Origin of the sequence: Paenibacillus sp. MER 180 (genome assembly GCF_023713665.1) — a bacterium.
In the GTDB taxonomy this organism is placed as follows: Bacteria; Bacillota; Bacilli; order Paenibacillales; family Paenibacillaceae; genus Paenibacillus_B; species Paenibacillus_B suaedae.
The window spans coordinates 1-24,154 of record NZ_JAMAVT010000031.1 but is presented as its reverse complement, the minus strand read 5'-3'; the positions used below and the strand labels follow the sequence as shown (position 1 = coordinate 24,154).

Sequence of the window (24,154 nt, the reverse complement as noted above, 5' to 3'; positions counted from 1 at the left end):
TTATGGTATGATACTTGAGTACAATTGATTCGGCATTAAGGGCGGTCGGCTAGTCTCCCTGACGGGAGGTGATCCCCTTGACAGTATTCGAAGCACTAACGCTAATGATTAGCTTTGGTACGCTTATCGTGATGCTGTTATCGTTTCATAAACGGAAATAGACCGCCCCATAGCAAGGTATCGGTCTATTTCATGTCCGCCTTTGCAGCCGACCGTTCTTACATGCGGCTGTTGTACAGGGATCGTGTTGGTAGCACGATCCCTGTATTCATTGTATCGCTGTTATTACATATTATACCTGATTGCTGCAGCTTAGCAACTTGAAATATAACACCTACCATTTAAGAACTGCTTCTGCCCAAACTTATGCTGTCAGGCTATGATCAGGTAAACGTATAACTTCGACATCAAGAATGGAGGATCATGAACTGAACATGAGCAAAGCAATCTTACATTTAGAAGGGTTGTCCGTATTGTTAGGATGCATCTATTTTTACGATTACTATCATTTTAGCTGGCTGTTGTTTTTTGTTTTGCTATTTGTTCCTGATGTATCCATGATCGGATATATACTAAGTAATAAAGCAGGGGCAATTATTTATAATGTATTTCATACCTACTGTGTGACGCTCGGAACCATGATGTGTGGAATCCTCTTATCCAGTCAGACTCTCTTAGCAGTGGGGATCATATGGACGGCCCATATTGGAATGGATCGCATGTTTGGATTTGGGTTAAAGTACACGACAACATTTAAAGATACTCATTTTAACCGACTATATAAGTAAAGAATCAACGGAGGATCGTTAGCCAAATGATCGTAGATACAATGAAGGTATATGTAACGGTCGTGGAGCAGCGTAATTTCTCGCGGGCCGCAGAACTGCTCCATCTCTCACAGCCTGGCGTCAGCCAGCATATCCGCAACTTGGAGCAGGAATTCGGAGTGCAGCTCATCCATCGCTCGCCTAAGCATGTTAAGTTGACCGAAGCTGGAGAGATATTATATAAGCATGCGAAGGAGATGATCGCCCGCTATGAAGCGGCACGCGAGGATATCGGGCTGCTGCGGGATGAGGTGACCGGATCGCTGCGCATCGGAGCCAGTTTCACAATCGGAGAATATATATTGCCACGCATCGTGGCTTCATTCGCACGCCAATACCCGAGCGTAGATGTTCAAGTAACCGTAGCCAATACGGAGCAAATTGCACAGTCCGTACGTGCGAATGAGCTGGACATCGGACTCGTAGAAGGCAAAATCGAATATACAGATCTTCAGCTCGGCACTCCGTTCATGGAGGATGAGATGGTGCTCGTTGTACCTCCAAACCATTCGTTTGCTTCCATGCCCACCATCGAGCCCCGCATGCTGCATGACGAGGTATGGGTGCTGCGTGAGCAAGGCTCGGGTACAAGGGCGTACAGTGATCAATTCATGAGCGATCTGAAGCTGCACATCAAGCGTTCCTATGTATTCAACAGCAGTCAAAGTGTCAAGGAAGCTGTCATGGCCGGACTCGGGATTGCAATGCTCTCTTATTGGGTCATTCGCAAAGAGCAAGAGCATGGTGATCTACGCTTGGTGCATGTAAAGGGCAAGAGCGTCAAGCGAGCGTTCCACATTCTTCAGGACAATAACGCTTCTGCCACGATGGCCATGACGATGTTCATCGACCAAGTAAGGCATTTCCAAATGCGGTAATCCGATCTTATCTGGCCGCTAATGCAGCTAAGCATGCTGGAAGCTCAATCATGCTGTGGATGACGAAATCAGGTCTAATTTGCGCCGGCAGTACTGTACACTCGTCATCCCCGAACAGCTCCTTGTGTAAGCTCTGACATTCCCGCTGAAGCTGCTGCCTGCATAGCGTCAAGAAGATCTGTTCATGCACGCGCTGTTCAGGAGCGAGCTGATGCAGTTCCTGTGGAAGCTTACGGTTTACCAGGATAGAAGCTGCTCCAGATTGATTCGCCATGTACACATCATGATCCAGCCGATCCCCAACATGTGCAGCGATTGCACCATGCTGACGGACAGCACGAAGCATATGCGCATCAGGTTTGCCGCCGCCCGCAATCTCCGGTGTAACGATAAGCTCGAAATATGCGGCAATGCCAAGCGCTTTGAGCACAGGATATTGATATTTATAGTATCCGTTCGTCGCAACCGCCAATCGATAGCCATCCTGTTTCAACTGCTCCAGAACGGTCTTCACCCCTTCTTCGAGCAAATAGATCTTCGTCGGCGGCTCTGCATGCTTGCGTACGAGTTGTTCTACTTGAATATCTATACTTGGAGACACACCGAGTTCAGCAAGGACTACTCTCACCATATCGTCCCAATCGTAGGCTGCAACTGTCTCACCAGCTTCCATTCGCTTCCGATGTTCCGCATGAATAAGCTTCCCCATATCGAAACTCGTGTCATCGTACGCTTCCAAATCCGTACGCAATTGCAATTGTTCCCGTACAACATTTGTAATCTCCGGAAAGATCCATGCAGCAAATGGATTCTGCATCAATGTCCCATCTAAATCAAAGGTAACCCAGCTGCTCATCCGCTCGCTCCTTCCCTATCCCTTGCCCAACAAGCATAACAAGCCCCAAATGCCAACACTTCGTTCACTCTACTGCTAGGTGCTAACACTAAGTTTACTCTACTGCTAGGTGCTAACACTAAGTTTACTCTACTGCTAATTGCTAATACAAAGCACACTAAGTTTACTCTACTGTGCTAGTATGCTAGCTGCTTTACAGCCCTCAGCCTTGCGCAAAGTAAATATGAATATAAGGATATAATGATTCCTTTGATAAAAAGGCAACCGCTAAACCATTATCCGAACCAAACCTTGCTCAGCCGCTCAACACCTTCTCTTATCTGGTGCAGACTGAGTCCACCGAAGCCAATGAGCAAGGAGGGCATCTCGTCTGCTTCTTGCTGAATTCGATAAGTCGAGGTCGGATACACCTTGACTCCAACAGTTCTTGCCGCATCAATTAATTGCTGCTCATGATGTTCGTGCTTCACTTGAAGCACGATGTGAAGTCCAGATTGCTGACCAATTACGCGGACTCGATCGCCCATTGCTTTTTTAAGGGCTGTCAGTAATGTGCTGTGCTTCTCTTGATACAGCTTGCGCATTTTCCGCAGATGCTTGTCCCAATGCCCTTCTGTCATGAATCGCTCCATTGTCATCTGATGCAGCTTCGAAGCCGTCTGCTCATAAGCAGAGAATTCAAGCTTATACCGCGTTAGCAGCCATGGAGGAAGCACCATATAGCTTAGGCGTATGGAAGGAAGCAGAGACTTGGAGAACGTTCCAACGTAGATGACCCGACCATGCCCATCCAGCCCTTGCAGTGAAGGGACAGGCTTCGCACCGTACTTGAACTCTCCATCATAATCATCTTCGATAATAATGCTTCCTCTCTCGTTCGCCCATTGCAGCAGCTGCATCCGCTTCGCAATAGACATCACCATGCCTTGTGGAAATTGATGCGACGGCGTGACATATACCGCACCAGCATTCCGTTTCCTTAGCTGCTGTACAGATATGCCTTCAGCCTCCAGAGCAATCGGGTCTATCTCGAAGCCATGATGATAGAATATGGCCCGCGCCCCGTCATATCCCGGCTCCTCCATCGCAATCGAACGCGTATCTTGACGAATCAGCTGACAGATAAGCATGAGCAGCTGCTGGATGCCGGCTCCCATCACAATCTGCTCCGGCGTGCAGCGCACTCCCCTTGATTGGTACAGATATTGAGCAATGGCCCTCCGCAATCCCGCTTCGCCCTGACGGTGTCCGTACTGCAGAGCTTCATCCTGCCTATGTCGAAACAAATCATTCGCTAACTTCCGCCATACGATTAACGGGAACTTATCCCTATCTACATTGCCATGGCGGAAATCAATCTCAATTTCTGCATCCTTATCAGATCCATCCCTGTCCTCCAGCGAAACAGAAGTTGGTAATGGCTGCGTCAGCTCTCGTTCAAGCGCTCCTGTGAACCCTCCTGCTAGCTCTCGGTCATATCCTCTATCCCTACACTCTGCATGCTTCACATCCCCTTCCATCGGCATGACAAACAAGCCAATTCGGGAGCGATTCTCCACATACCCTTCTGCTATCAACTGCTGATAGGCTGCCTCAACCGTATTGCGGCTCACCTGCAAATGAACAGCCAGTGTTCGGATCGAAGGCAGACGCGTACCTGCTACTAACGTTCCGTTCACTATTTGCTTCGCAATATAACTGTACAGCTGTGCATACTTCGGCTCTGTTGCATGATCATCGATATGCGGTGTCAGTTCAAGCATATACATTTCACCTCTGTCCCCATCCAAATCTATAAATCTGCCACTTATCAACAGGACAGATAGTCAGTACAATAATACCATTATTTCGTAATGACAGGAAGGAAGATCAGATGGCTAGCGTATGGTTCAGCTATGTATTACTCGGGCTGTCTCTCTCAGCCCCCGTCGGCCCAATCAGCATTGCACAGATTAAGGCTGGGTTAAAAAACGGATTCTGGAACGCTTGGTTCTTAGGTCTTGGCGCAATGAGCACAGATGTCATCTTCATGCTGCTTATCTATTATGGAGCCACCTCGTTCCTAACAACGCCGCTCGCCAAACTGATTCTATGGATTGCAGGGTTCATATTGCTGCTGTATCTTGGATATGAGAGTATTCGCGAGGCTAAATCTACAGTACAGATCACAGATTCTGATGCCAAGAAGGAGCATGTCGGTTCTTCTTTTTTATCGGGCTTCTTGCTGGCGTTATCCAACCCGCTTAACATCGTATTCTGGATTGGCATATACGGCTCGGTAATGGCATCGACCATAGATGTAATAGGCAAGCAGGATACCTTGCTGTACAGCAGTGCGATCATTATCGGTATTCTCATATGGGATCTGTTCGTCGCAATCGTGACTCATGTCAGCCGCAAAGCCGTCACGCCACGCCTTATGCAATACGTATCGATTGCCGCAGGGATTGTGTTTATTGGCTTCGGCATCTATTTCGGCTATTCCGCCGTCCAACAAGCCCTCTCATTCTTTTAAATGCTTATCACTTCCGCTAAATCAACTAGCGATTATCTTATACATACAAAGGAGACAATCACACATGCACTTCATTTTCGATATCGATGGTACAATTTCATTCAAAGGACAGCCGGTCTCTGCACCAATTATGGACTGCTTGGCACACATTCAAGAAGCTGGACATGTCGTCGGCTTCGCGTCTGCCCGCCCGTGTCGGGATATGCTGCCCGTGCTCGATGAACGCTTTCACCAAAACCTGCTCATCGGCGCCAACGGTGCCATGACCTATTTCAAGGGAGAGCGTCTGGCAAGCAGCCCGCTTCCCCAATTAGCTTCAGATACAATCATGAGCTTGCTGGAGCAATATGGGGCTTCATATCTCGTAGACGATGAGTGGAACTATGCACATAACTTGGAGGATTCACATCCCTTCCTGTTCAATGTCGATCCCCTGCGATTGGCAGCTCATGTACCGATGAACAAAATTCAAAGCACCATTAAAATTCTCGTTCTAGGCAGCAATCGCTTAGAGGAACTCACAGAAAAGCTTAAGTCATTGGAGACAACGCTTCACTATCACTCTGCGGAAGGCATTCTGGACATGACCAACGTTGGAGTTAACAAAATGGCTGCTCTGCGTTCATTCGGGATTAATCCTGGTCAATTCGTCTGCTTCGGCAACGATATGAACGATATTCCGATGTTCGAGCAAGCTGGATACGCTGTTGCCATTGGCAGCTTCGATAAGCTGCTTCCACACGCATCGTGCAGCATTCCAGTTGGCGGCGATACCGAAGATCGCATTATCGCTAAGCTCGAAGAGCTGGCGTTCGGGAATGGGATTCCTCTTCGCGTATAGCAAGGTATAGCTTGTGATTGATAAGTCGCGCTAGGAGTTCCCGCTATTCGAATAAAACAAATAAACAAAAGGCCGAGTCCAAGGAGAATTGGTTTTCCCCTTAACTCGACCTTTTTTTCATAACCAGAGCTATCTCACTATTCGTATAATAATCTCCTATAATGCACAATCCCATTTCTAATCCTTAGTTAATGTAACGTGCATTCCATCCTACTTCAACAAATAGGAGACATATTCCTTGACACTGTTCTGAATCACAGCTTCTTCTGCGCCCATCGCACCATGGAATACAAATGCCGGCAAGTATGTCGTGCCTAGTAAATTGCTCGTTGCTTGGAACGGCTTCAGCAGCTCACTCATGGAGTAATGATTGAAGCCGCCTGCTTGATACTTCTCTTGCGGACTTCCCGTCGATACAGCCAGCATCAGCTCTTTGCCACGCAAGCGACCGCCACCGGGGCCATATGCCCAGCCATATGTAAGCACACTGTCCAGCCATTGCTTCATCAATGGCGGCGAGCTGTACCAATAGAATGGGAACTGCCATACGATACGATCATGGCTTTCACACAATGCCTGCTCCTTCTCGACGTCGATCTGTCCATTTGGATACGCCTTATACAGCTCGTGTACGGTGATGTTATCATGCTTGCGAAGCTCTTCGGCCCAAGCACGGTTCACGTTGGATGCGTCCAAGTTGGGATGTGCAACAATGACAAGTACCTTCATGACATTCCTCTCCTTCTGACTCTAATATCACACTTATTTTATCATACATACGTCATTCATTACATAATCTGCGAGTGCCTAACATCCTTGTATTCCTCCTTGTTCTTCAGTTCGATTGATTTCGGAAAGATATCGGATGGCCATGCTCTGCTATCGGATGTGAATACCCCTTTTCGAGCAATTCATTATGGATGTCTTCATAACGACTGGCACATTGGCGATATCATATGAATTGCACTATACTAAATGAAGTGTACACACGAAGGGGGATATATATGTCAACTCCAGAGCAATCGACAACTATACCTTGCCAAGAGGGAACATTACAATCTACTGCCTCCCCAAACACTATACTAGATCACTTAGAACACGAATCTACTATAGGGACAACTCCAACCACTGCTTGTCCCATCGAACATACGATGGATATCATTGGAGGCAAGTGGACTTTTCTTATACTGCGTGAATTATTCTACGGTACGAAACGGTTCGGAGAGTTGGAGCGCTCGCTTCACGGCATTAGTCCGCGCACACTGTCACTCCGATTGAAGGAACTGGAACAGCGGCATATTATTCAACGAACTGTATACTCCGAGATCCCACCGCATGTTGAATACTCGTTAACCGAGAAGGGGCTAACGCTTCGTCCTATTTTCGATGCAATGAAAGACTGGGGAACCACATGGAATGTGATGAGAGATACTCACGAGTGAATGCTACCAATATCGCACATGACCAGAAAGCCTGCCTGTGTGGCCCTTGGGCATGTATCTCGTATCGATGCATCGGTTAACTAACGCACCATACATCCACAACCTTCCAATATACATATGGGAATGCGAAGGTGTGATCTTGTCCATGCGTTCGAGTATAATAGAGAGGCAGACATAGGATCTGTACAAATGAACATCAACACCATCATGCACACAGGAGGCGATAGCATGTTAGTCGTTACGAACACAATCCGAATTCAAGAGGGATTCGGCAAGCAAGTGGCAGAGCGATTCGCGCAAGCCAAGGGCGTTCAGCAAATGAGCGGATTCATTCGCATGGAGGTATGGCTTGGAGCGGGTCAAGAGGGCGAAGAGGAATTGAAGGTATGTACAGTGTGGGAGAACGAGGAGTCATTCCGCAACTGGACTTCTAGTGATACCTTCCGCGAATCTCACCGGGGTGCGAGCGACAGCAAGCAGTACATGCTCGGCGCTTCCTTGAACAAATATGAGCTTGTTGTTAGTCATAACGGACAAGCATAAACATCTGAAGGAGATTATTGAATATGAAATTACAAGATCTTACGAACAAAACCGCACTGATTACGGGAGCAGGCAAAGGAATTGGCAAAGCGTTGGCTGAATCGCTGGCACAAGAAGGTGTGCACCTTGGTCTCATCGCTCGAACTAGCGCTGACCTTGAAGCACTTCAAGCTGAACTGACTGCAAAATATGATATTCGCGTCGCAATCGCTACAGCTGACGTTGCGGTACAAGATGATGTAAACCGCGCTGTTGCCTCACTTACGGAGCAGTTGGGTGCCATTCACATCGTTGTCAATAATGCAGGCATTGCGAAATTCGGCAAACTTGTCGACATGGATCCACAAGAGTGGGAACGCATCATTCAAGTTAATCTGATGGGAACTTACTATGTAACTCGTACTGTGCTGCCTGCGATGATCGAGCAGAATGAAGGCAGTATTATTAACATCTCTTCAACAGCTGGCGAACGCGGCTTCGCTACTGGATCTGCTTACAACGCTTCTAAGTTCGCAGTGATGGGCTTAACCGAAGCGCTCATGCAGGAAGTGCGCAAGCACAACATCCGCGTAACTGCACTGACGCCAAGCACAGTGAATACAGATCTCGCAGTAAATGCAGGTCTTAACATTGGCGACGAAGATCGCATGATGCAGCCAGAGGACGTAGCGGAACTGGCCCTTGCGGCTCTTAAGCTTCCACAACGTGTATTCGTGAAGACTGCTGGCATTTGGACAACCAATCCACAGTAATTCGAATTATCCATTTTCTATTTCATTGCAGCACTTGCAGGCTGGTCGTGGAGAATACTCCTATGACCAGCCTTTGTTATGCATGAAGCCAGCATATCTGCGCCGCTTCCACTCGCCATTTAATCCCGCCCTGCCTCAACAAGCTTCTCCGCAACGAGATGCGGATGAACATGGAATGGAGTCATATGATCGCCATGCGCTGTAATAAGCCGGAACATCCCAAGTCGGCTTGACATATGAGGGTGCCAGCCATACTGTTCTCCTTGCGGAAGTGCGGTATCATCCGTCAAATACAAGTAGCTTTTGGGCATAGATAAACGATAGAATTCCGTCAGATCCAGCTTCTCGAATAATGGCCCCGCAGGCTCTGGTGTAACGGTACAATAAATTTGAAACGCTAATTCAATACTTGCATTGTTCATAAAGGTCTCTCTCCATACGGCGAAGGGCAGCATGATCGTATTATCAGATGACTGCTGCGCCAACTGAATCCACTCCTGCTTGCCTTGGGGAGGAATCTCATCTGCCGTGCTGTATCCATTGCGTACCACGAATGCATCCATATATACAAGGCGCCGAACACGGTCAGGCACAAGCTCCACTACCTTGCTAATCACCGTTCCACCGAAGCTGTGACCAACAAGAACAATATTCGTAAGCTGATGATGAATAATACATTGAATGACTGTGTCCACATACATGGCGTGGGTTACATTCTTGTTCCGATCCATTCCATGCCCTGGTAAATTCGGCGTATAGACGGTATGCCCCATGCCATGAAGAACTTCAGCCGTCTTCCACCAATAACTCGAGTCCCCCCACGAGCCATGAACGAGCACAAATGTTATGGATGGACTACACCAGTTCATATCCCTTGCACCATCGAATGCATACTTCGTCTGTATATTGGCATAAGATGACTGGCTCCCTGCCGCAACTCCCCCGTTCATCTCCTGATTCATTGCCGTTCCCCTCTCCCCTCGTTGATCAAACATCGATTCCTTACCTACAAAAGAACCCTATTTCCATATGTATGAGCAACAGAAGGTAATAAGCCTATATGCCGATACTTGAAGTTTAGCCCTTGTAACACCAACCTGTGATCGTATTAGAGATATGAAGAAGCTTCATAAATTCAGCACAAACCGAGGATGAACAAACAAAGACCGCGTTCAACAATCGTGAACGCGGCCTTCTCTGAACCTTGTATCCTATTTCGGAGAACCCACCAAAATAGTTCCGCCCTTGCCCGATACAATGAACTTCTTTCCGTTACTGTCCCATACAATGTTGGTGAGATCCACCGCAGTGGAAACCGATCTCTCTTCCCAGCGCACGCCATCCGTGGATTCCAGCAGTGTTCCTTTATCACACGCAATGAGAATTTTGCCACCTCCATAAGCAATTGCATTCATTCCATACGAATTGGAAGTCGATTTCCAATCAGCCCCGTTTTTCGATGTGATGATCTGACTGTCTGCAATGGCAATGAACTGGCGGCCATCCCATACAGCTCCCCGTACGATATTTGCAGTATGCTTGCTAGCTGCCCATTTGGAGCCATTATAGATCATAAGAACATTGCTGAAGCTCTCTGCATCAACCTGTCTGCCAATGGCGATTCGCCCATTGCTCGCGAGCTGTTCCACATATGGAGTCGATACCGATTTAGTCGACCATGTTGATCCATCTGTTGATACAGCGGTTCCTTCCAACAGCTTAACTACAAGCTGCTTATCCCCTGCGTACACTTCACGGGGCTTACTCGTAAACTCACCGCCAGAGTGCATCATCCATACACCATGCTGATTGGAGGAATAGATGAACGACTCCAACTTTCCATCGACATTATCAATTCCTCGTACCGCGAATACATTCTGCACAGCAGCAGTTGAATAAAAATAAGCTCGTTCAAGCTCTTTCGGGTTATGTACATCCCAATTCACTCCGCCATCCCGCGATTCCACAATTACACCTTCTCCAAATGCGACAATGCGGCTTCCCGATGCCTTTACAGAACTGAGATCCCTGACTTTTCCTTCAACAACTACCTTCCATTCCCGCATATCTGGCAGGGAGGTTCGAATGGTACCCAGACTACCTACTGTGACCACACGTTCTTGATCTGCATACAGTCCGTTACTATTCGCAAGCATGCCACCATATTTCTTTTTAAAAAAGGAACCGGTACTTGCATCTGATTCTGCTTGCTGATTCGTATCCACAAATGTCCATCCTAGACCATCCGTTGATTGGGCAAACCCGCCCTTTTCGATCCCTGCAATAAATCGATTGCCATCCCAGCTTACTGCGCCAACAGACAACCTGCTAAGGCCAAGCTTACCCGCAGCGGAGTTGCCTTTTGCATTAGGGTCTCGGTTCAACTCCTGCCAATGAAGTCCATCTGTTGAGGTGTAAATAATCCCTGTCATTCTCGGTTGCTTCACGTCACTGCCCTGCAGCCTTCCATCCCATCCGACGGCCACCAGTCTGGTACCATTCGTCGCAATTTTATGAACCGTTACCCCTATGCCGGACTTCTGCACATTCCATTTCTTATAGTCAGATGAATACGCAACGTATTTATCCTGCAAAATGAACGCGGTTCCCTTATGCACGAAGAGCTTTCCTGCCTCCAGTCCTCCGATCAATTCCGACTTCCATACCGGATACATGGACCAAGATACTCCATCTTGAGAGACGATAAGTACAGAAACAGGATAGGATATTTCCTCAACTTTCACACTCATGATCCCGTACGCGAGGAACTTGCTTCCGTCCCAGACCACACTTGTCAGCGCGACATCTTTCTGCGTATATTTGACCTTCATCGCTGCCCGATCCTTGCTGCTTCTAACGTTTTGACCGCGGAAGTCGCCAACCGTATAATCCAGCTTGATCTTGCCTGCTGTCCATTGCTTGCCATTCGTTGACGTAATAACTGCCCCTCTGTCGCCCACTGCTACATAGCGCTTCCCGTTCGCCGCAATCGCTCGTAAATTCGCAATAACTGGAGAGGGGGTATAGTTCCAATTATCACCGCTATCGCTATATGCGATCGTACTATCATCGCCTACAGCGACCAGGTTGCCCTTTCCACTTCGTACAATGTCATGAAAATCGCTAGATCTCAACTGCACCCGCTTCCAGTCTATCTGTGTTGCTGCTGCAGACGCTGGGCTCTGGTTACCGAGTACACTGCCCCATAATACGATTAACGCTACGAGTAGACCAAGCCTGCGCCGTGATGTGCTATTCATCCAAACAACTCCCCCACCTACAAGTATCTGCTCTTTACACACTGACCAGTTCCATGGAACTAGCATGAAAGAACTATTACTGTATTCTTTCTTTTGACATGAATTCCTTGTATTGAATCACAATATCAAAAAGAAATGTAGGGGAACCCTCTCATTACTTCTTATTACTACATAGAACAAGTTAATCTGACTCATTTAACGCTGCTCTCTTATAAAGATGGTACGGATACGATCGGCAAAAGGAGATGTGAGGGGAAAGCGTCGTAACGATACACGGTCTGAGTCGCAAGTGCTAGATCAGATATCGTCACATCCCCAGGCGGGATCATACTGTTTGGGTTCCGATCGTACGTTGGGAACAAGGAGCTCGTAATTTCTAACCGAATCGCATGCCCTTTTTGAAAAACGATAGCGGTTGGTCCGAGAGAAATGTCATATGCCACCACCTCTCCAGGAACTACTGGCTCTAGATGATCCAACGAATGTCGATAAGCTGTACGTACAATGCCTTCAGCAATGTTGTACGCCCTTCCATCTGGATAGACATCAATCAATTTAGCAACGAAGTCGGTATTGACTGCTGTCGTCGCCGCATACACCCTAGCGACAACTTCCCCAGCAACGGTTACTGATCTATCAAGAGGCTCTGTCGTATAGACAAGCACATCATTGCGGACTTCATTCGCTAGCTGCAGCTTTGGCCCCATCGGGGTTAGGTCGGGCACTGCACCCGATCGTCCTCCAAGCGCAGGAACAGGTATGAGAGGATCATAGATGTATGTATCTGCAAGCAGCGGGCCATCAGATGGCGATTCCTGCGACAGTCGACCGTCTCCATTTATGGAGTTGGCTCGATCTCCATGCAAATAATATTTCGTTAGCTCCACCTGAGGGGGCGGCCAAGTCTGAGTATGCTTCCACTGATTCGATCCCATCTCAAAGTAGCTAATCTTGTTCCACGATTGCAGTGCATGCTCATCCCCCTTCAGCCACCTATCAAACCATGTCAGTTGCCACTCATTTACTCGATTCGAAGCCTCAATGCCGAAGTCAAGCTCACTGACATATCGTGACCACGGCATGTGATACCACGGTGTGATTCGCAAGTATTGATTCTCCCTTGCTTCTTCACTCGCCCCCTGCTGCTGAACCCCTTTGTAATTGCGAATGGTTCCATCTACAAACGGATCATACCAACCACCGATATGCAGGACGGGCACTTCAATGCGGTCATACCGCTCTTCGATGGACAGTGCTCTCCAGTATTCATCTCGTGTCGGATGCTGCAGCCACTCCTGATAGAACGGTGCAAACTCACCATTCATGAGCGGCATATCCCGAAGCGGCAGCGTGCTGTACAAGCCGTGTATGACAGATCCCCCACGCGCCAGCTCCCGCTCCCATTCGGGACGTCCATGTCGTCTAGCCGTGTTCTGAGTAAGGAACATGATCCACGACTGATTGCAGGCGAGGGCAAATGCCCCATTGCGGTATACACCGCCCTGATAAGCGTCTGATCCAGTCATCGCGGGCGTCATACAAGCCAAGTGCGGAGGCCGTGCCGTTGCCGCATGCCACTGAGCCGCGCCTGCATAAGAAAAGCCGTACGTTCCTACTTTCGGGATCACATCGGGCAAGGCTGCTGCCCATTCGATCGTGTCATAGCCATCCCAAACTTCGTTGCGGTAAGGCTCAAACTCGCCTTCCGACTTCCATCTTCCTCGTACATCTTGGACAATCACCACATACCCATGCTGTGCATACCAGGATGGATGCGCATAATTCATCGTCTGTGCATCTTCCTTATTGTACGGGGTGCGCAATAGAAGTACGGGGTGGACTCCTACTTCTGGACGGTAAATATCGGCGTATAAGATCACCCCGTCTCGCATCGGGATCGGAACATCTCTTTCGACGATGACAGCGAGTCTTGTGGGGGTTGTTTGGGCTGTGGTTGTTTGGGCTGTGGTTGTATGGGCTGTGGTTGTATTGGCCGTGCTCATCGCAGCGCTGCCTCCCCTGAACCATTCCCCTTTCGCTCTTTCGCTAGAATGGCAGGATTTACATCTCTGCAAGCCAAATCTCTGTAAGCCAATACCCCTCCAGCACGAACCGCCGTGCGAACTCCCCGTGCAATGGCTTCTGCAACCACATCGGCGGCAAGTGTTCCGACGAGATCCACGGTGGCCTCAATTGAGCCTGTGGAGGCAGCAAAGGCAATATCTCCATCGTACATCGTATGAACCGGATAGATCGCTCGCGCGAACCCATCATGCGTCATTTCAGCTACCTTCTTCAACTCCGTCTTCGTCAGCCCTGCATTGGTGGCTACAATGGCTAATGTCGTATTTGTCCCTGTAAATGAAAATGGCTTCTCCTTCAGCCAATGCAGGCTTGCACCATCTTGAAGTTCACCTTCATCACTGAGCGGCCCCGCAAGCAGTTCTCTAGTGTCTGGATCTCGAATTTCCCCAAGCGCATTCACCGCTACGATCGCTCCTACAACCAGTCCATTTGGCAGCTTGATCGAAGCCGTTCCAATACCACCCTTCATCGCACGCTCGAATCCGCCGATCTTGCCTACAGAGGCTCCGCATCCCGCACCTACATTACCTTCGGCAACATCCCCCGATGACGCATCAGATGCTGCTGCGTATCCCATATCGCGATCTGGCCGAGCATTCGGACTGCCTACAGATAAATCAAATAGAACAGCCGCTGGCACAATCGGTACAATCCCGTAGCCTACATCGAATCCGATATTTCTCTCCACCAAATAGTCTGACACGCCAGATGCCGCATCGAGACCGAAACTCCCGCCACCACTCAATACGATGCCATGTATGTGATCCACGAGATTGGTGGGCTGGAGCAGATCGGTCTCTCGGGTTCCTGGTGCAGAGCCTCGTACATCAACGCTGCATACCGCGCCTTCTTCCCAGATCACCACTGTGCATCCTGTCATTCCTTCCTCATCATGTGCTTGGCCAACTCGTGTACCAGGTACATCCGTAATCTGCCCGGGCATTATCCCTCCACCTCCTCGCTCAGCAGCTTCGCCTTCTGCTTCCGACTCGGCGTGAGCTTCTTCCATCCAGCAACGACAGCAGTTGTAATAATGACGGAGACAATCGCCTCCGGAATTCCGTTGGTAAGCCCCACACTAACCGCCACTTCTAAGGACAAGTAGTTGCGAAGCACAGCCGCCGTCAGTACGAGTACCGTGTTCGTTATAGAACCTATAAACCCTGCCGCACCGATGGCAATGTACTCGTTCTTTCGCTTTAGCGCAGCATAGATCAAATAAGCAATTAGGCCAATAAACAAGCGCGGAACGATCGCGACAAGCGGATCTTTAAATAAAGGAATGGTAGACTCCAGTAAGGAGGTAACGCCGAAAATCAGACCAATGGCCGTGCCGACTCCCCAACCCTCCAATACGGCTCCAACGATGACAGGGATATGTACAATGGTTACCGTTCCCGCTGCGGTCGGAACAGGAATAAAGCCTAATTGGGTGACGCCAAGCAGGATGGCAATAGAGCCGAGAACACCAGCAATTACAATTTTGCGAATACCTGGATTTGAACTCATAGGGGTTCCTCCTTGTTCAGCTGTGTTAACAGTATGTGAGGCACTTCATCGTCCATTCCATTACAGCCAAATCAACAGATAGGCTGCTCCTACCGCCACAAACAGCAGCAGCACATCAGCAGTTCGAGCTTCAAACGAACGAAACGAGGTTCTGCCATGCGATCGGTATCCTCGCGACTCCATTGCTGCAATTAATTGCTCCGCACGTTGAAGGGCTAATTGAAATAACGGAATGATGAGAGGGAATACCGATTGTGTTCGCTTCATGATCCGCCACCATGGGATCGTACCGAAGGATGCGCCGCGAGCAGCCTGCGCCTTGCGAATCTTATCCATCTCCAGCGCGAACGTTGGGACGAAGCGAAGGGCAATCGTAATCATCATGCAGAAGGCATGAACAGGTACCTTCAACTTCTCCAGCGGGTGCAATAAGCTGTGCATGGCCCGTGCAAGCTGGGTTGTGGTGGTGGTCAGTGTCAGTACACTCACGAGGAGCATCATTTCTACGAACCTCATCGTGGATACAATGACAAGCCTTATCCCGCCTTCTGTCAGCCAGATGAATCCATACTGCCAGTACACCTGACCATTCGCATACACTTTCCCATTGAACAATAATTGAAGAAGGGCCAGAATTAGGAGAAAAGGAAGTGCAGGCTTCAATCCCTTCAAGGCATATCCGATTGGAATGCGCGCAAGGAAGACGATGAACAGACTTATTGCGAGTCCAGCTATATTACCTGCATAAGATTGACAGAAGGCTACGGCGCCTATATATAAGGTGAACGCCGCCAGCTTATACCGTGAATCCCATTGATGGATGAGTGAACGTCCCGGCATGTACTGCCCTATCGTAATATGACGAGCCGAATCAAATGCTTCTGCCATCGTTCTACCCCACCTCCTGATGAAGTAATTTACTTACTTCCGCTACCGTCTCCTCAACCCCGAATGTGCTGCTGTTCATGTCATATCCATTCGCAATCAACGTATGAACAAGCTCCACACTTTGCGGCGTTCCAATGCGATAGCGATGAATGAGCTCCCGTTTAGCAAAGATTTCACGTGTCGTTCCATCAGCGACATTGCTCCCATCCGCCAGTACATACACTCGATCGGCGAGCAGGGCTACTTCTTCCATACTGTGGGTGACAAATATGATGGTTCTCCCCTCATCTCGCGACAATCGCTTGATCTTGTACAGCAGTTCCTGACGAGACATCGGGTCAAGTCCCGCAGTCGGTTCATCAAGCACAAGGACTCGCGGATCCAGAGCTAGCAGTCCTGCAAGTGCGACCTTGCGTTTCTGTCCACCGCTAAGCGCATAGATAGGTCGGTTCCTCATTGTTTCGAACGGAAGCCCAACGAAATCCATCGCGTGCTTCACGCGTTGGATGACCTCCTTCTTCGACAATCCATATTGAAGCGGGCCGTAAGCGATATCATCAGCTACATATTTCTCGAACAATTGATCCTCTGGCTGCTGGAATAGAACCACAACTTGCCTCCGTATTTCGGACTGTAAGTGCTTCGATTTGGACAATTCGTAGCCAAGCACGTTGACTTGCCCGGTTTGGGGAAGCAGTAAGCCATTCAGATGCTGGATGAGCGTCGACTTGCCTGAGCCCGTATGTCCGATGATTGCCACACATTCCCCTGACCTAGCATGGAAATATACATCGTAAAGTGCATCATGCTGAAATGGCGTTCCCTTCATATACGTGTAGGATAACTGCTCAACCTGTACTGCAAATTCAGGCAGACTCATGAAGATAACGCCTCCTTCCGCTGCTGCCACCTCACCACATGCTCGAACTCTTCTACCATTTCAGCTACCGTTAACCGATCTGATCGGAACAATTCCTCATGCCGATGAACGCCCTCTGCTATTCGATTCATTTCTGGCGGCTCCAAATAATAGGCAGCAAGCTGCTCGTGATTCGTGAACAGCTGTCTCGGAGTGCATTCTCGTACAATACGGCCTTCTTGAAACACAATGACACGATCGAAATGAACGACCTCTTCCATATGGTGAGTAACCGATACGATGGACACCCCCTGATTGCGCATCTGCTGGATCACCTCCATCACTTCCCGCCGACCATAGGTGTCGAGCATACTCGTTGACTCGTCAAACACAATACACGAAGGCTCCATCGCCAGTACCCCTGCAATCGCAATGCGCTGCTTCTGGCCCCCTGACAAGCGATGTGGCGGTCGGTCTCGAAATGCCGACATTCCCACCACTTCCAACGCCTCATCTACACGGCGACGAATTTCATCTTGGGGCACACCGATATTTTCCGGCCCGAATGCAATGTCATCTTCTACAATCGTCTCCACCAACTGATTGTCTGGATGTTGAAACACAATGCCTACTGCCGAGCGGAGTCGCTCCCTTGCTTGCACATTTTTCGTATTCGTACCGGAAACCCATACCTCTCCACTTGAGGGCAGAAGCAATCCATTCAGCAGCTTGGCGAAGGTTGATTTGCCCGAACCGTTATGTCCGACGATGGCCACCGCTTCCCCCTGTGCCAGTTCGAAATCAACACCATAGAGAACTGGAATGCGCTCTTCACTTTCTCCATAATGAAAAGAAGCTCGTTCTACCCGAATGATCGGAACCACATAAATTCCCTCCTTCTCGAAGTATTTAACAACTGTGTCTCAGGAACGAAAAAAGACGTCATTCCCCATGAAGGGAATAACGTCTCCGGTCGTCCGGTCAACATCAACCTATAATTCCGATGTGATTATAATGATTTGAACAGAATCTTATCACCGCCGTATGTACCTGTCAACGATTGTTTTACGCTCTTTTCCATGTGAACGGGATTAATGTTGATAATTCCTATTGACATTTACGCATATAGTGGAATATGATACATCGTAACATACAGGCGAATACGCATCGGCGGTTCGACCAGTCAACTGGAGACACCCGATCCTTCTAACGGATTGGAGTGTCTCCTTTTTATTTTCCGATTAAAAAGGAGGCCTTCTACTTGTCTGTTCAAACCCATCATCATATTGATGAACAAACCCTTCAGGATTTGCTGCAATATCCACTGCTCGACGCCTTATTCGGACGACGCTCGCGCCGCTTCTTCAGAGGTGCTGAAATTCCAGACGGAGCTCTGGCCTATACGTCCAAGCATGAGTCGCTTCCCTTGGATGAAATAGAGAAAATTCTTATCCTCCTGGCAGTTGGCGGTGTCACCGGCTGGCATCATTCCGTCACCCGTCATGATCGATATAAGCCACATCTATCCAATTATTCAGGCTCAGCCTCAGGTCGAACGTTTCCATCAGCGGCTGGCTTCCATACCTCTCAGATTTTCTTTACCGACGACACAGGAACGTATCTGTTCGACACGCGAGACACACCTCCGCTTACGGAACGGAATTCAGAGGGCAACCATCGGCTCATTGACCTGATTCAAGCTTATTCCAGCAATATTCGCCGCATTTCCAATCAACGTCTACATATTCCGAATTATGAGCCTTATATGGAGGGGCATAATTCATGGGTTGCGAACAAGCCAGGTACGCTGCTCGTCTTTCCAGTAGGAGACTTGGCTCAGCATACAATTGCGAACCTATGCTTCTATGTCCAAAATGGGCTGTGCATTTACGATGATGTGAACAACCGACCTATTCCGGGCATTGAGCAGTTCCGTGACATTGTCGATGTTGACAATCCGCTTCCGCTTACATTCCTTGATCAATATTCATTGGCAGAACTATCGGCTGAGTTGTCGACCGCGACCTATGCCGGCATGCTCATGCAGCAGGCACTCGGATTAGGCGGCTGGATGTTCGACGGCATTGACCGACTTACTGTGCTTGGAGCTAGCGGGGATCCGAATGTACCTGGACTTGGATTCCGCTATGATACTGACAAGCGGTGGTCGCTCCCTAATCCAACCGGCCTTGAAGGCGTGTTCACTTCGTTTACACCGCCGCATTTTGCAGATATGCGCGCAGCTGTGGATGCGTTCTGTGATCGCAAGTTTGGCAAAAACGGCCCCTTCCATCCCGATACGCCAGGCCCATGGAAGGATAGCCGCAAAGTACGAGGCAGCGCACAAATCCACGATGAACAGTTCCGGGATGCAGTCAGCCATATGGCGCAATACGTTTATGACGCCTTCGGCAAATTTCCGGCTACGGTTCCATCCGTCTTTTCACTTATGTATTTGCAGACCCACCATTTGGATTTGGATTATTATGATCAATTTTTTGGCCCACATGCTTATTTGCGCTCTCATGCGGAGCACCTTGCCAAGTGGCATGGCATCAAGTAATCCGGACATTACAAAGAGGCTCTCCTTATCAAGGGGAGCCTTGTGGTGTTTCCGTTTATTTTAGCAGCTGATTACGCAGCATTGACATCTGCTCGTCCATTTGGAACGCGGATTTGGATAATTCATAGAGTTGGTTGCGCGCATCCTCAGGCACTTCGCCGCCTTCATATTTATAGTTCAGCTTATGTTCTGTCGCTGCCCAGAAATCCATGGAAGATGTGCGCAGCTGAATTTCAGCAGGTACCCACAATACTTCGTGCGAGAGAATGACCTGCGTCTTCACCACCATGTGCAAGCTTTTATAGCCGCTTGGCTTCGGGTTTTGGATGTAATCTTTTACTTGAAGCACTTGGATATCCTCGCGCTGCTCAATGTGCTCTTTCATCATATATACGTCATCCAAAAATGTGGTAACGATCCGCAGTCCCGCAATATCACGAATATTGTTCTGAACCGCATCCATGGAGAACGGAATCCCTTTGCGTTCAATTTTTTTGAGCAAGGACAGTGGATTCTTAACCCGTGCCTTCATATGTTCGATCGGGGAATATCCGAATTTGGTCTTCCAATCGAGATCAATGATTTGAAAATCACTCTGAAGCTCGTTCAGAGCCATTTCATATTGACGAAAAAAACCACCCCAATGCTTCTGTATCGCCTCGAACAATTCAAATTTATTTAAGATAGGCAAGTTCATGCTGTCTCCTCCATCCGATATGTGAACAATGTAACAATACTATATAACCAAGATTACCTCCTCTTGACGCTGAGATCAAATGTACAGGATTGGAAGGAGATGCTCCCCCATTTATTTTAGGGTGATAAAGAAGGAAAAGCGTGAGACTCTCTCGTCTGCACGCTTTTCCTTACTTTTTATATTTGCGCCAATCCAGGCTGCTGTTATTCAATAAATATTCGAAGTTGTTGTCCAGCTTCTTCTGCTCGGCACGGCGGGCTTCTTCAGCCTTCTGGCGCTCTTGTTCCTTGCGAGTGTCTTCTTGGACTTGCAGTTCCTTGGCTTGAGTCTTCAGCTTGTTCAAGACATCGGGACTTAACAAATCCTTCAAGGTAGCCGGCTTCTCCGTGGCAGCCTGAGTCGGAGCCGCTGCTGTTCTGCGTTTTTTCCCCATTCTGATCACCTCGATTTCCCTTTCATTATAGCAGTATTCCTCATGAAGCACCATCTTCCACACAGACAACCCTAAACTGTAATACGATTGATTGCTGATTCGTGTTGCGGATACACATTCATCTACATACATTGTGGGTATTGGTAGAAATGTCCCTATGAAAACTAGTCTGTTTCCAATACATCGTCTCTGTCCATCCAACTTATTCTGAAGGAAGGAGCATACACCATGGATGGGGATCTAAGGAAAAATAGCTACAGCAACCTAGTCCGGTCTAATATTTTCCCTCCGCAAAGTTGTGCAAATGTATTTCCACCCCCGTTTGTCCCAATCCCACCTCATACTGGCCCAACGAGCCCGACTGGCGTACCTACAGGTATAACAGGGCCAACGGGTCCGACCGGCCCAACTGGCGCGACGGGTGCCAACGGACAACGAGGGGCTACTGGTGCCACTGGCTTCACGGGCGCTACTGGTGCTACGGGTGCTACCGGCGTTACTGGCGCTACTGGCGTCACCGGCGCGACGGGTGCTACTGGCACAACCGGTGCGACTGGCGCGACTGGTGCCACTGGCGCTACCGGTGCTATTGGCGTCACTGGTGCCACTGGCGCTACTGGCGTTACTGGTGCCACTGGCGTTACTGGCGTTACTGGCGTTACTGGCGTTACTGGTGCCACTGGCGTTACTGGCGTTACTGGTGCCACTGGCGCTACTGGCGTTACTGGCGCGACCGGCGTTACTGGCTCTACTGGCTCTACCGGCGCTACCGGCTCTACTGGCGTTACCGGCGCAACTGGAGTTACCGGCGTTACTGGCTCTACTGGCTCTACCGGCTCTACTGGCGTTACCGGCGCAACTGGAGTTACCGGCGTTACTGGCGCTACCGGCGCTACCGGCGTTACTGGCGTTACCGGCGCAACTGGAGTTACCGGCGTTACTGGCGCTACCGGCGTTACTGGCGTTACTGGCGTTACTGGCGCTACTGGCGCTACTGGCGTTACTGGTGTTACTGGTGTTACTGGCGCTACTGGCGCTACTGGCGCGACTGGCGCTACTGGCGTGACTGGCGCGACTGGCGATACCGGAGCCACTGGAGCAACTGGTGTTACTGGTGCCACCGGCGTTACTGGTGCGACTGGTGTTACTGGCTCGACTGGTGCCACTGGCGCTACCGGCGCGACTGGGGCGACCGGTGCTACCGGCTCTACTGGTGCAACCGGCGACACTGGTGCCACTGGCATTACTGGTGCCACTGGCGTTACTGGGGCGACTGGCGTTGCTGGTGCTACGGGCGCTACCGGCGTTACGGGCGTTACTGGCGTTACTGGTGACACTGGCTCTACCGGCTCTACTGGTGCGACTGGCTCTACTGGTGCTACTGGTGCCACCGGCGCGACTGGCGTTACTGGTGCGACTGGTGTTACTGGCTCGACTGGTGCCACTGGCGCTACCGGCGCGACTGGGGCGACCGGTGCGACTGGAGCTACTGGTGTTACTGGTGCCACTGGCGTTACTGGTGACACTGGCGTTACTGGTGACACTGGCTCTACCGGCTCTACTGGTGCTACTGGTGTTACTGGCTCTACCGGCTCTACTGGTGCCACCGGCGCGACTGGCGTTACTGGCGCGACCGGCGTTACTGGCGTTACTGGCGCTACCGGTGCTACAGGTGCTACCGGAGCAACTGGTGTTACTGGGGCGACTGGCGTTACTGGTGCTACCGGCGCTACTGGAGCTACAGGCACTACAGGCACTACTGGCGACACAGGCTCTACTGGTGCTACTGGTGCTACTGGTGCTACTGGTGCTACTGGTGTTACTGGCGACACTGGCGCTACCGGTACGACTGGAGCTACTGGCGTTACCGGCGTTACGGGGGCTACTGGCATTACTGGGGCGACCGGCGACACTGGTGCTACTGGCGTTACTGGTGCCACTGGCGCTACCGGCGTTACCGGAGCCACTGGGGCGACTGGCGTGACTGGCGTGACTGGCGTTACTGGCGTTACTGGCGTTACTGGTGATACTGGTGCCACTGGCGTTACTGGCTCTACTGGCATTACTGGTGCCACTGGTGCTACTGGCGGCACTGGGGCTACTGGTGTTACTGGCTCTACCGGCGTTACTGGTGCTACTGGCTCTACTGGTGCTACTGGCGCGACTGGCGTTACTGGTGCTACTGGCGCGACTGGCGTTACTGGTGCTACTGGCGCGACTGGCGTTACTGGTGCTACTGGCGCGACTGGCGTTACTGGTGTTACTGGCGCTACCGGTGCTACAGGCGTTACTGGAGTTACTGGAGTTACTGGAGTTACTGGAGTTACTGGAGTTACTGGAGTTACTGGAGTTACTGGAGTTACTGGAGTTACTGGAGTTACTGGAGCCACCGGCGCGACTGGCGCGACCGGTGCCACTGGCATTACTGGTGCCACTGGCGTTACTGGCGCTACCGGTGCTACGGGCGACACAGGCTCTACTGGTGCTACTGGTGTTACTGGTGTTACTGGCGCTACCGGCGTTACTGGCTCTACTGGTGCTACTGGCGTTACTGGGGCGACTGGCGTTACTGGGGCGACTGGCGCTACAGGCGACACTGGCTCTACTGGTGCTACCGGTGCTACCGGTGATACTGGCTCTACTGGTGCTACCGGTGATACTGGCGCTACAGGCTCTACTGGTGTTACGGGTACTACTGGCGTTACTGGGGCGACTGGCGTTACTGGAGCTACGGGGGCTACTGGTGTTACTGGTGTTACTGGTGTTACTGGTGTTACTGGTGTTACTGGTGTTACTGGTGTTACTGGTGTTACTGGTGCCATTGGCTCTACTGGGGCTACGGGTGCGACTGGCGTTACTGGCGCTACCGGGGCTACTGGCGACACCGGCGCTACCGGGGCTACGGGCGTTACTGGCTCTACCGGCTCTACTGGCGTTACCGGTGCTACTGGTGCTACGGGCGACACCGGCGCTACTGGCACTACTGGCACTACTGGCGCTACCGGGGCGACTGGCGTTACTGGTGCTACCGGCGCTACTGGAGCTACAGGCACTACAGGCACTACTGGCGACACAGGCTCTACTGGTGCTACTGGTGCTACTGGTGCTACTGGTGTTACTGGCGACACTGGCGCTACCGGTACGACTGGAGCTACTGGCGTTACCGGCGTTACGGGGGCTACTGGCATTACTGGGGCGACCGGCGA

General features: G+C 50.1%; 23 protein-coding genes. 10 read left to right on the top strand and 13 right to left on the bottom strand.

Features of this window, described 5'->3' with window-relative positions:
• Nucleotides 1-68 precede the first annotated feature (68 nt).
• From M3661_RS30915 to M3661_RS28700, 3 genes are all read left to right on the top strand, one after another.
• Nucleotides 69-161: a putative holin-like toxin gene (locus M3661_RS30915; protein ID WP_397376566.1), complete on the top strand. Its 93-nt coding sequence runs from the start codon at nucleotides 69-71 to the stop codon at nucleotides 159-161.
• 273 nt (nucleotides 162-434) lie between these two features.
• Nucleotides 435-788 (top strand): DUF4260 domain-containing protein, encoded by a 354-nt coding sequence (locus M3661_RS28705; RefSeq protein ID WP_251490581.1) that lies wholly within the window; start codon nucleotides 435-437, stop codon nucleotides 786-788.
• Between the two features lie 26 nt (nucleotides 789-814).
• Nucleotides 815-1,705 carry a LysR family transcriptional regulator gene (locus M3661_RS28700; protein WP_142547034.1) on the top strand — a complete coding sequence of 297 codons (891 nt, stop codon included), beginning with the start codon at nucleotides 815-817 and terminating at the stop codon, nucleotides 1,703-1,705.
• A 7-nt stretch (nucleotides 1,706-1,712) separates the two neighbouring features.
• Here M3661_RS28700 and M3661_RS28695 read toward each other — a convergent pair whose 3' ends face one another.
• Together M3661_RS28695 and pdxR are read right to left on the bottom strand one after the other, a co-directional pair.
• The gene (locus M3661_RS28695; protein ID WP_251490578.1) at nucleotides 1,713-2,561 is read right to left on the bottom strand and encodes an HAD family hydrolase; all 849 of its coding nucleotides are present in this window, start codon (nucleotides 2,559-2,561) and stop codon (nucleotides 1,713-1,715) included.
• 275 nt (nucleotides 2,562-2,836) lie between these two features.
• Entirely contained in the window at nucleotides 2,837-4,324 is a 1,488-nt protein-coding gene (pdxR, locus tag M3661_RS28690) for a MocR-like pyridoxine biosynthesis transcription factor PdxR (protein WP_251490575.1), read from the bottom strand.
• Nucleotides 4,325-4,434: 110 nt separating this feature from the next.
• On the opposite strand from pdxR, the gene M3661_RS28685 reads away from it, so the two are divergent.
• Both M3661_RS28685 and M3661_RS28680 read left to right on the top strand, forming a co-directional pair.
• A complete protein-coding gene (locus M3661_RS28685; protein ID WP_142547037.1) occupies nucleotides 4,435-5,076 on the top strand; it encodes a LysE family transporter in 642 nt (213 codons plus the stop codon).
• A gap of 64 nt (nucleotides 5,077-5,140) precedes the next feature.
• Nucleotides 5,141-5,917: an HAD-IIB family hydrolase gene (locus tag M3661_RS28680; RefSeq protein WP_251490572.1), complete on the top strand. Its 777-nt coding sequence runs from the start codon at nucleotides 5,141-5,143 to the stop codon at nucleotides 5,915-5,917.
• 210 nt (nucleotides 5,918-6,127) lie between these two features.
• Here M3661_RS28680 and M3661_RS28675 read toward each other — a convergent pair whose 3' ends face one another.
• On the bottom strand, nucleotides 6,128-6,646 hold the full coding sequence (locus M3661_RS28675) for an NAD(P)H-dependent oxidoreductase (RefSeq protein WP_251490569.1): 519 nt from the start codon (nucleotides 6,644-6,646) through the stop codon (nucleotides 6,128-6,130).
• 422 nt (nucleotides 6,647-7,068) lie between these two features.
• On the opposite strand from M3661_RS28675, the gene M3661_RS28670 reads away from it, so the two are divergent.
• From M3661_RS28670 to M3661_RS28660, 3 genes are all read left to right on the top strand, one after another.
• Nucleotides 7,069-7,359, top strand: a complete 291-nt coding sequence (locus M3661_RS28670; protein WP_065293281.1) for a winged helix-turn-helix transcriptional regulator — start codon at nucleotides 7,069-7,071, stop codon at nucleotides 7,357-7,359.
• A gap of 228 nt (nucleotides 7,360-7,587) precedes the next feature.
• Complete coding sequence (locus M3661_RS28665; RefSeq protein ID WP_065293276.1) at nucleotides 7,588-7,902, top strand: antibiotic biosynthesis monooxygenase; 315 nt, start codon at nucleotides 7,588-7,590, stop codon at nucleotides 7,900-7,902.
• A 23-nt stretch (nucleotides 7,903-7,925) separates the two neighbouring features.
• A complete protein-coding gene (locus tag M3661_RS28660) occupies nucleotides 7,926-8,654 on the top strand; it encodes a 3-ketoacyl-ACP reductase (protein WP_251490566.1) in 729 nt (242 codons plus the stop codon).
• Nucleotides 8,655-8,773: 119 nt separating this feature from the next.
• On the opposite strand, the gene M3661_RS28655 is transcribed toward M3661_RS28660, so the two are convergent.
• The 8 genes from M3661_RS28655 to M3661_RS28620 form a co-directional block, all read right to left on the bottom strand.
• On the bottom strand, nucleotides 8,774-9,523 hold the full coding sequence (locus M3661_RS28655) for an alpha/beta hydrolase (RefSeq protein WP_251490629.1): 750 nt from the start codon (nucleotides 9,521-9,523) through the stop codon (nucleotides 8,774-8,776).
• Between the two features lie 342 nt (nucleotides 9,524-9,865).
• On the bottom strand, nucleotides 9,866-11,914 hold the full coding sequence (locus tag M3661_RS28650) for a beta propeller repeat protein (protein WP_251490563.1): 2,049 nt from the start codon (nucleotides 11,912-11,914) through the stop codon (nucleotides 9,866-9,868).
• Nucleotides 11,915-12,123: 209 nt separating this feature from the next.
• The gene (locus tag M3661_RS28645) at nucleotides 12,124-13,917 is read right to left on the bottom strand and encodes a CocE/NonD family hydrolase (RefSeq protein ID WP_251490560.1); all 1,794 of its coding nucleotides are present in this window, start codon (nucleotides 13,915-13,917) and stop codon (nucleotides 12,124-12,126) included.
• Entirely contained in the window at nucleotides 13,914-14,942 is a 1,029-nt protein-coding gene (locus M3661_RS28640) for a P1 family peptidase (RefSeq protein WP_251490557.1), read from the bottom strand. The genes M3661_RS28645 and M3661_RS28640 overlap by 4 nt, the downstream gene beginning before the upstream one ends.
• Complete coding sequence (locus M3661_RS28635; RefSeq protein ID WP_251490554.1) at nucleotides 14,942-15,508, bottom strand: ECF transporter S component; 567 nt, start codon at nucleotides 15,506-15,508, stop codon at nucleotides 14,942-14,944. The genes M3661_RS28640 and M3661_RS28635 overlap by 1 nt, the downstream gene beginning before the upstream one ends.
• A gap of 60 nt (nucleotides 15,509-15,568) precedes the next feature.
• Nucleotides 15,569-16,396 carry an energy-coupling factor transporter transmembrane component T family protein gene (locus tag M3661_RS28630; RefSeq protein ID WP_065294274.1) on the bottom strand — a complete coding sequence of 276 codons (828 nt, stop codon included), beginning with the start codon at nucleotides 16,394-16,396 and terminating at the stop codon, nucleotides 15,569-15,571.
• A 4-nt stretch (nucleotides 16,397-16,400) separates the two neighbouring features.
• Nucleotides 16,401-17,276 carry an energy-coupling factor transporter ATPase gene (locus M3661_RS28625; RefSeq protein WP_065294275.1) on the bottom strand — a complete coding sequence of 292 codons (876 nt, stop codon included), beginning with the start codon at nucleotides 17,274-17,276 and terminating at the stop codon, nucleotides 16,401-16,403.
• Entirely contained in the window at nucleotides 17,273-18,139 is an 867-nt protein-coding gene (locus tag M3661_RS28620) for an energy-coupling factor transporter ATPase (RefSeq protein ID WP_065294276.1), read from the bottom strand. Before M3661_RS28620 ends, M3661_RS28625 begins: the two co-directional genes overlap by 4 nt.
• 377 nt (nucleotides 18,140-18,516) lie before the next feature.
• On the opposite strand from M3661_RS28620, the gene M3661_RS28615 reads away from it, so the two are divergent.
• Nucleotides 18,517-19,818, top strand: coding sequence for a hypothetical protein (locus M3661_RS28615; protein ID WP_251490551.1), 1,302 nt, complete (start codon nucleotides 18,517-18,519; stop codon nucleotides 19,816-19,818).
• A 55-nt stretch (nucleotides 19,819-19,873) separates the two neighbouring features.
• Here M3661_RS28615 and M3661_RS28610 read toward each other — a convergent pair whose 3' ends face one another.
• Together M3661_RS28610 and M3661_RS28605 are read right to left on the bottom strand one after the other, a co-directional pair.
• Nucleotides 19,874-20,515: a GTP pyrophosphokinase gene (locus M3661_RS28610; protein ID WP_021262317.1), complete on the bottom strand. Its 642-nt coding sequence runs from the start codon at nucleotides 20,513-20,515 to the stop codon at nucleotides 19,874-19,876.
• Between the two features lie 169 nt (nucleotides 20,516-20,684).
• Nucleotides 20,685-20,948 (bottom strand): YqkE family protein, encoded by a 264-nt coding sequence (locus M3661_RS28605; protein ID WP_028532639.1) that lies wholly within the window; start codon nucleotides 20,946-20,948, stop codon nucleotides 20,685-20,687.
• A gap of 228 nt (nucleotides 20,949-21,176) precedes the next feature.
• Here M3661_RS28605 and M3661_RS28600 point away from each other — a divergent pair.
• The coding region (locus M3661_RS28600) for a collagen-like protein (protein ID WP_251490548.1) at nucleotides 21,177-24,154 on the top strand (2,978 nt) is incomplete at its 3' end.

Coding starts and splice junctions, on each gene's coding strand:
- M3661_RS28705 (WP_251490581.1), top strand. CDS start 435: ATGAGCAAAGCAATCTTACATTTAGAAGGGTTGTCCGTATTGTTAGGA.
- M3661_RS28700 (WP_142547034.1), top strand. CDS start 815: ATGATCGTAGATACAATGAAGGTATATGTAACGGTCGTGGAGCAGCGT.
- M3661_RS28695 (WP_251490578.1), bottom strand. CDS start 2,561: ATGAGCAGCTGGGTTACCTTTGATTTAGATGGGACATTGATGCAGAAT.
- pdxR (WP_251490575.1), bottom strand. CDS start 4,324: ATGCTTGAACTGACACCGCATATCGATGATCATGCAACAGAGCCGAAG.
- M3661_RS28685 (WP_142547037.1), top strand. CDS start 4,435: ATGGCTAGCGTATGGTTCAGCTATGTATTACTCGGGCTGTCTCTCTCA.
- M3661_RS28680 (WP_251490572.1), top strand. CDS start 5,141: ATGCACTTCATTTTCGATATCGATGGTACAATTTCATTCAAAGGACAG.
- M3661_RS28675 (WP_251490569.1), bottom strand. CDS start 6,646: ATGAAGGTACTTGTCATTGTTGCACATCCCAACTTGGACGCATCCAAC.
- M3661_RS28670 (WP_065293281.1), top strand. CDS start 7,069: ATGGATATCATTGGAGGCAAGTGGACTTTTCTTATACTGCGTGAATTA.
- M3661_RS28665 (WP_065293276.1), top strand. CDS start 7,588: ATGTTAGTCGTTACGAACACAATCCGAATTCAAGAGGGATTCGGCAAG.
- M3661_RS28660 (WP_251490566.1), top strand. CDS start 7,926: ATGAAATTACAAGATCTTACGAACAAAACCGCACTGATTACGGGAGCA.
- M3661_RS28655 (WP_251490629.1), bottom strand. CDS start 9,523: ATGAACTGGTGTAGTCCATCCATAACATTTGTGCTCGTTCATGGCTCG.
- M3661_RS28650 (WP_251490563.1), bottom strand. CDS start 11,914: ATGAATAGCACATCACGGCGCAGGCTTGGTCTACTCGTAGCGTTAATC.
- M3661_RS28645 (WP_251490560.1), bottom strand. CDS start 13,917: ATGAGCACGGCCAATACAACCACAGCCCATACAACCACAGCCCAAACA.
- M3661_RS28640 (WP_251490557.1), bottom strand. CDS start 14,942: ATGCCCGGGCAGATTACGGATGTACCTGGTACACGAGTTGGCCAAGCA.
- M3661_RS28635 (WP_251490554.1), bottom strand. CDS start 15,508: ATGAGTTCAAATCCAGGTATTCGCAAAATTGTAATTGCTGGTGTTCTC.
- M3661_RS28630 (WP_065294274.1), bottom strand. CDS start 16,396: ATGGCAGAAGCATTTGATTCGGCTCGTCATATTACGATAGGGCAGTAC.
- M3661_RS28625 (WP_065294275.1), bottom strand. CDS start 17,276: ATGAGTCTGCCTGAATTTGCAGTACAGGTTGAGCAGTTATCCTACACG.
- M3661_RS28610 (WP_021262317.1), bottom strand. CDS start 20,515: ATGAACTTGCCTATCTTAAATAAATTTGAATTGTTCGAGGCGATACAG.
- M3661_RS28605 (WP_028532639.1), bottom strand. CDS start 20,948: ATGGGGAAAAAACGCAGAACAGCAGCGGCTCCGACTCAGGCTGCCACG.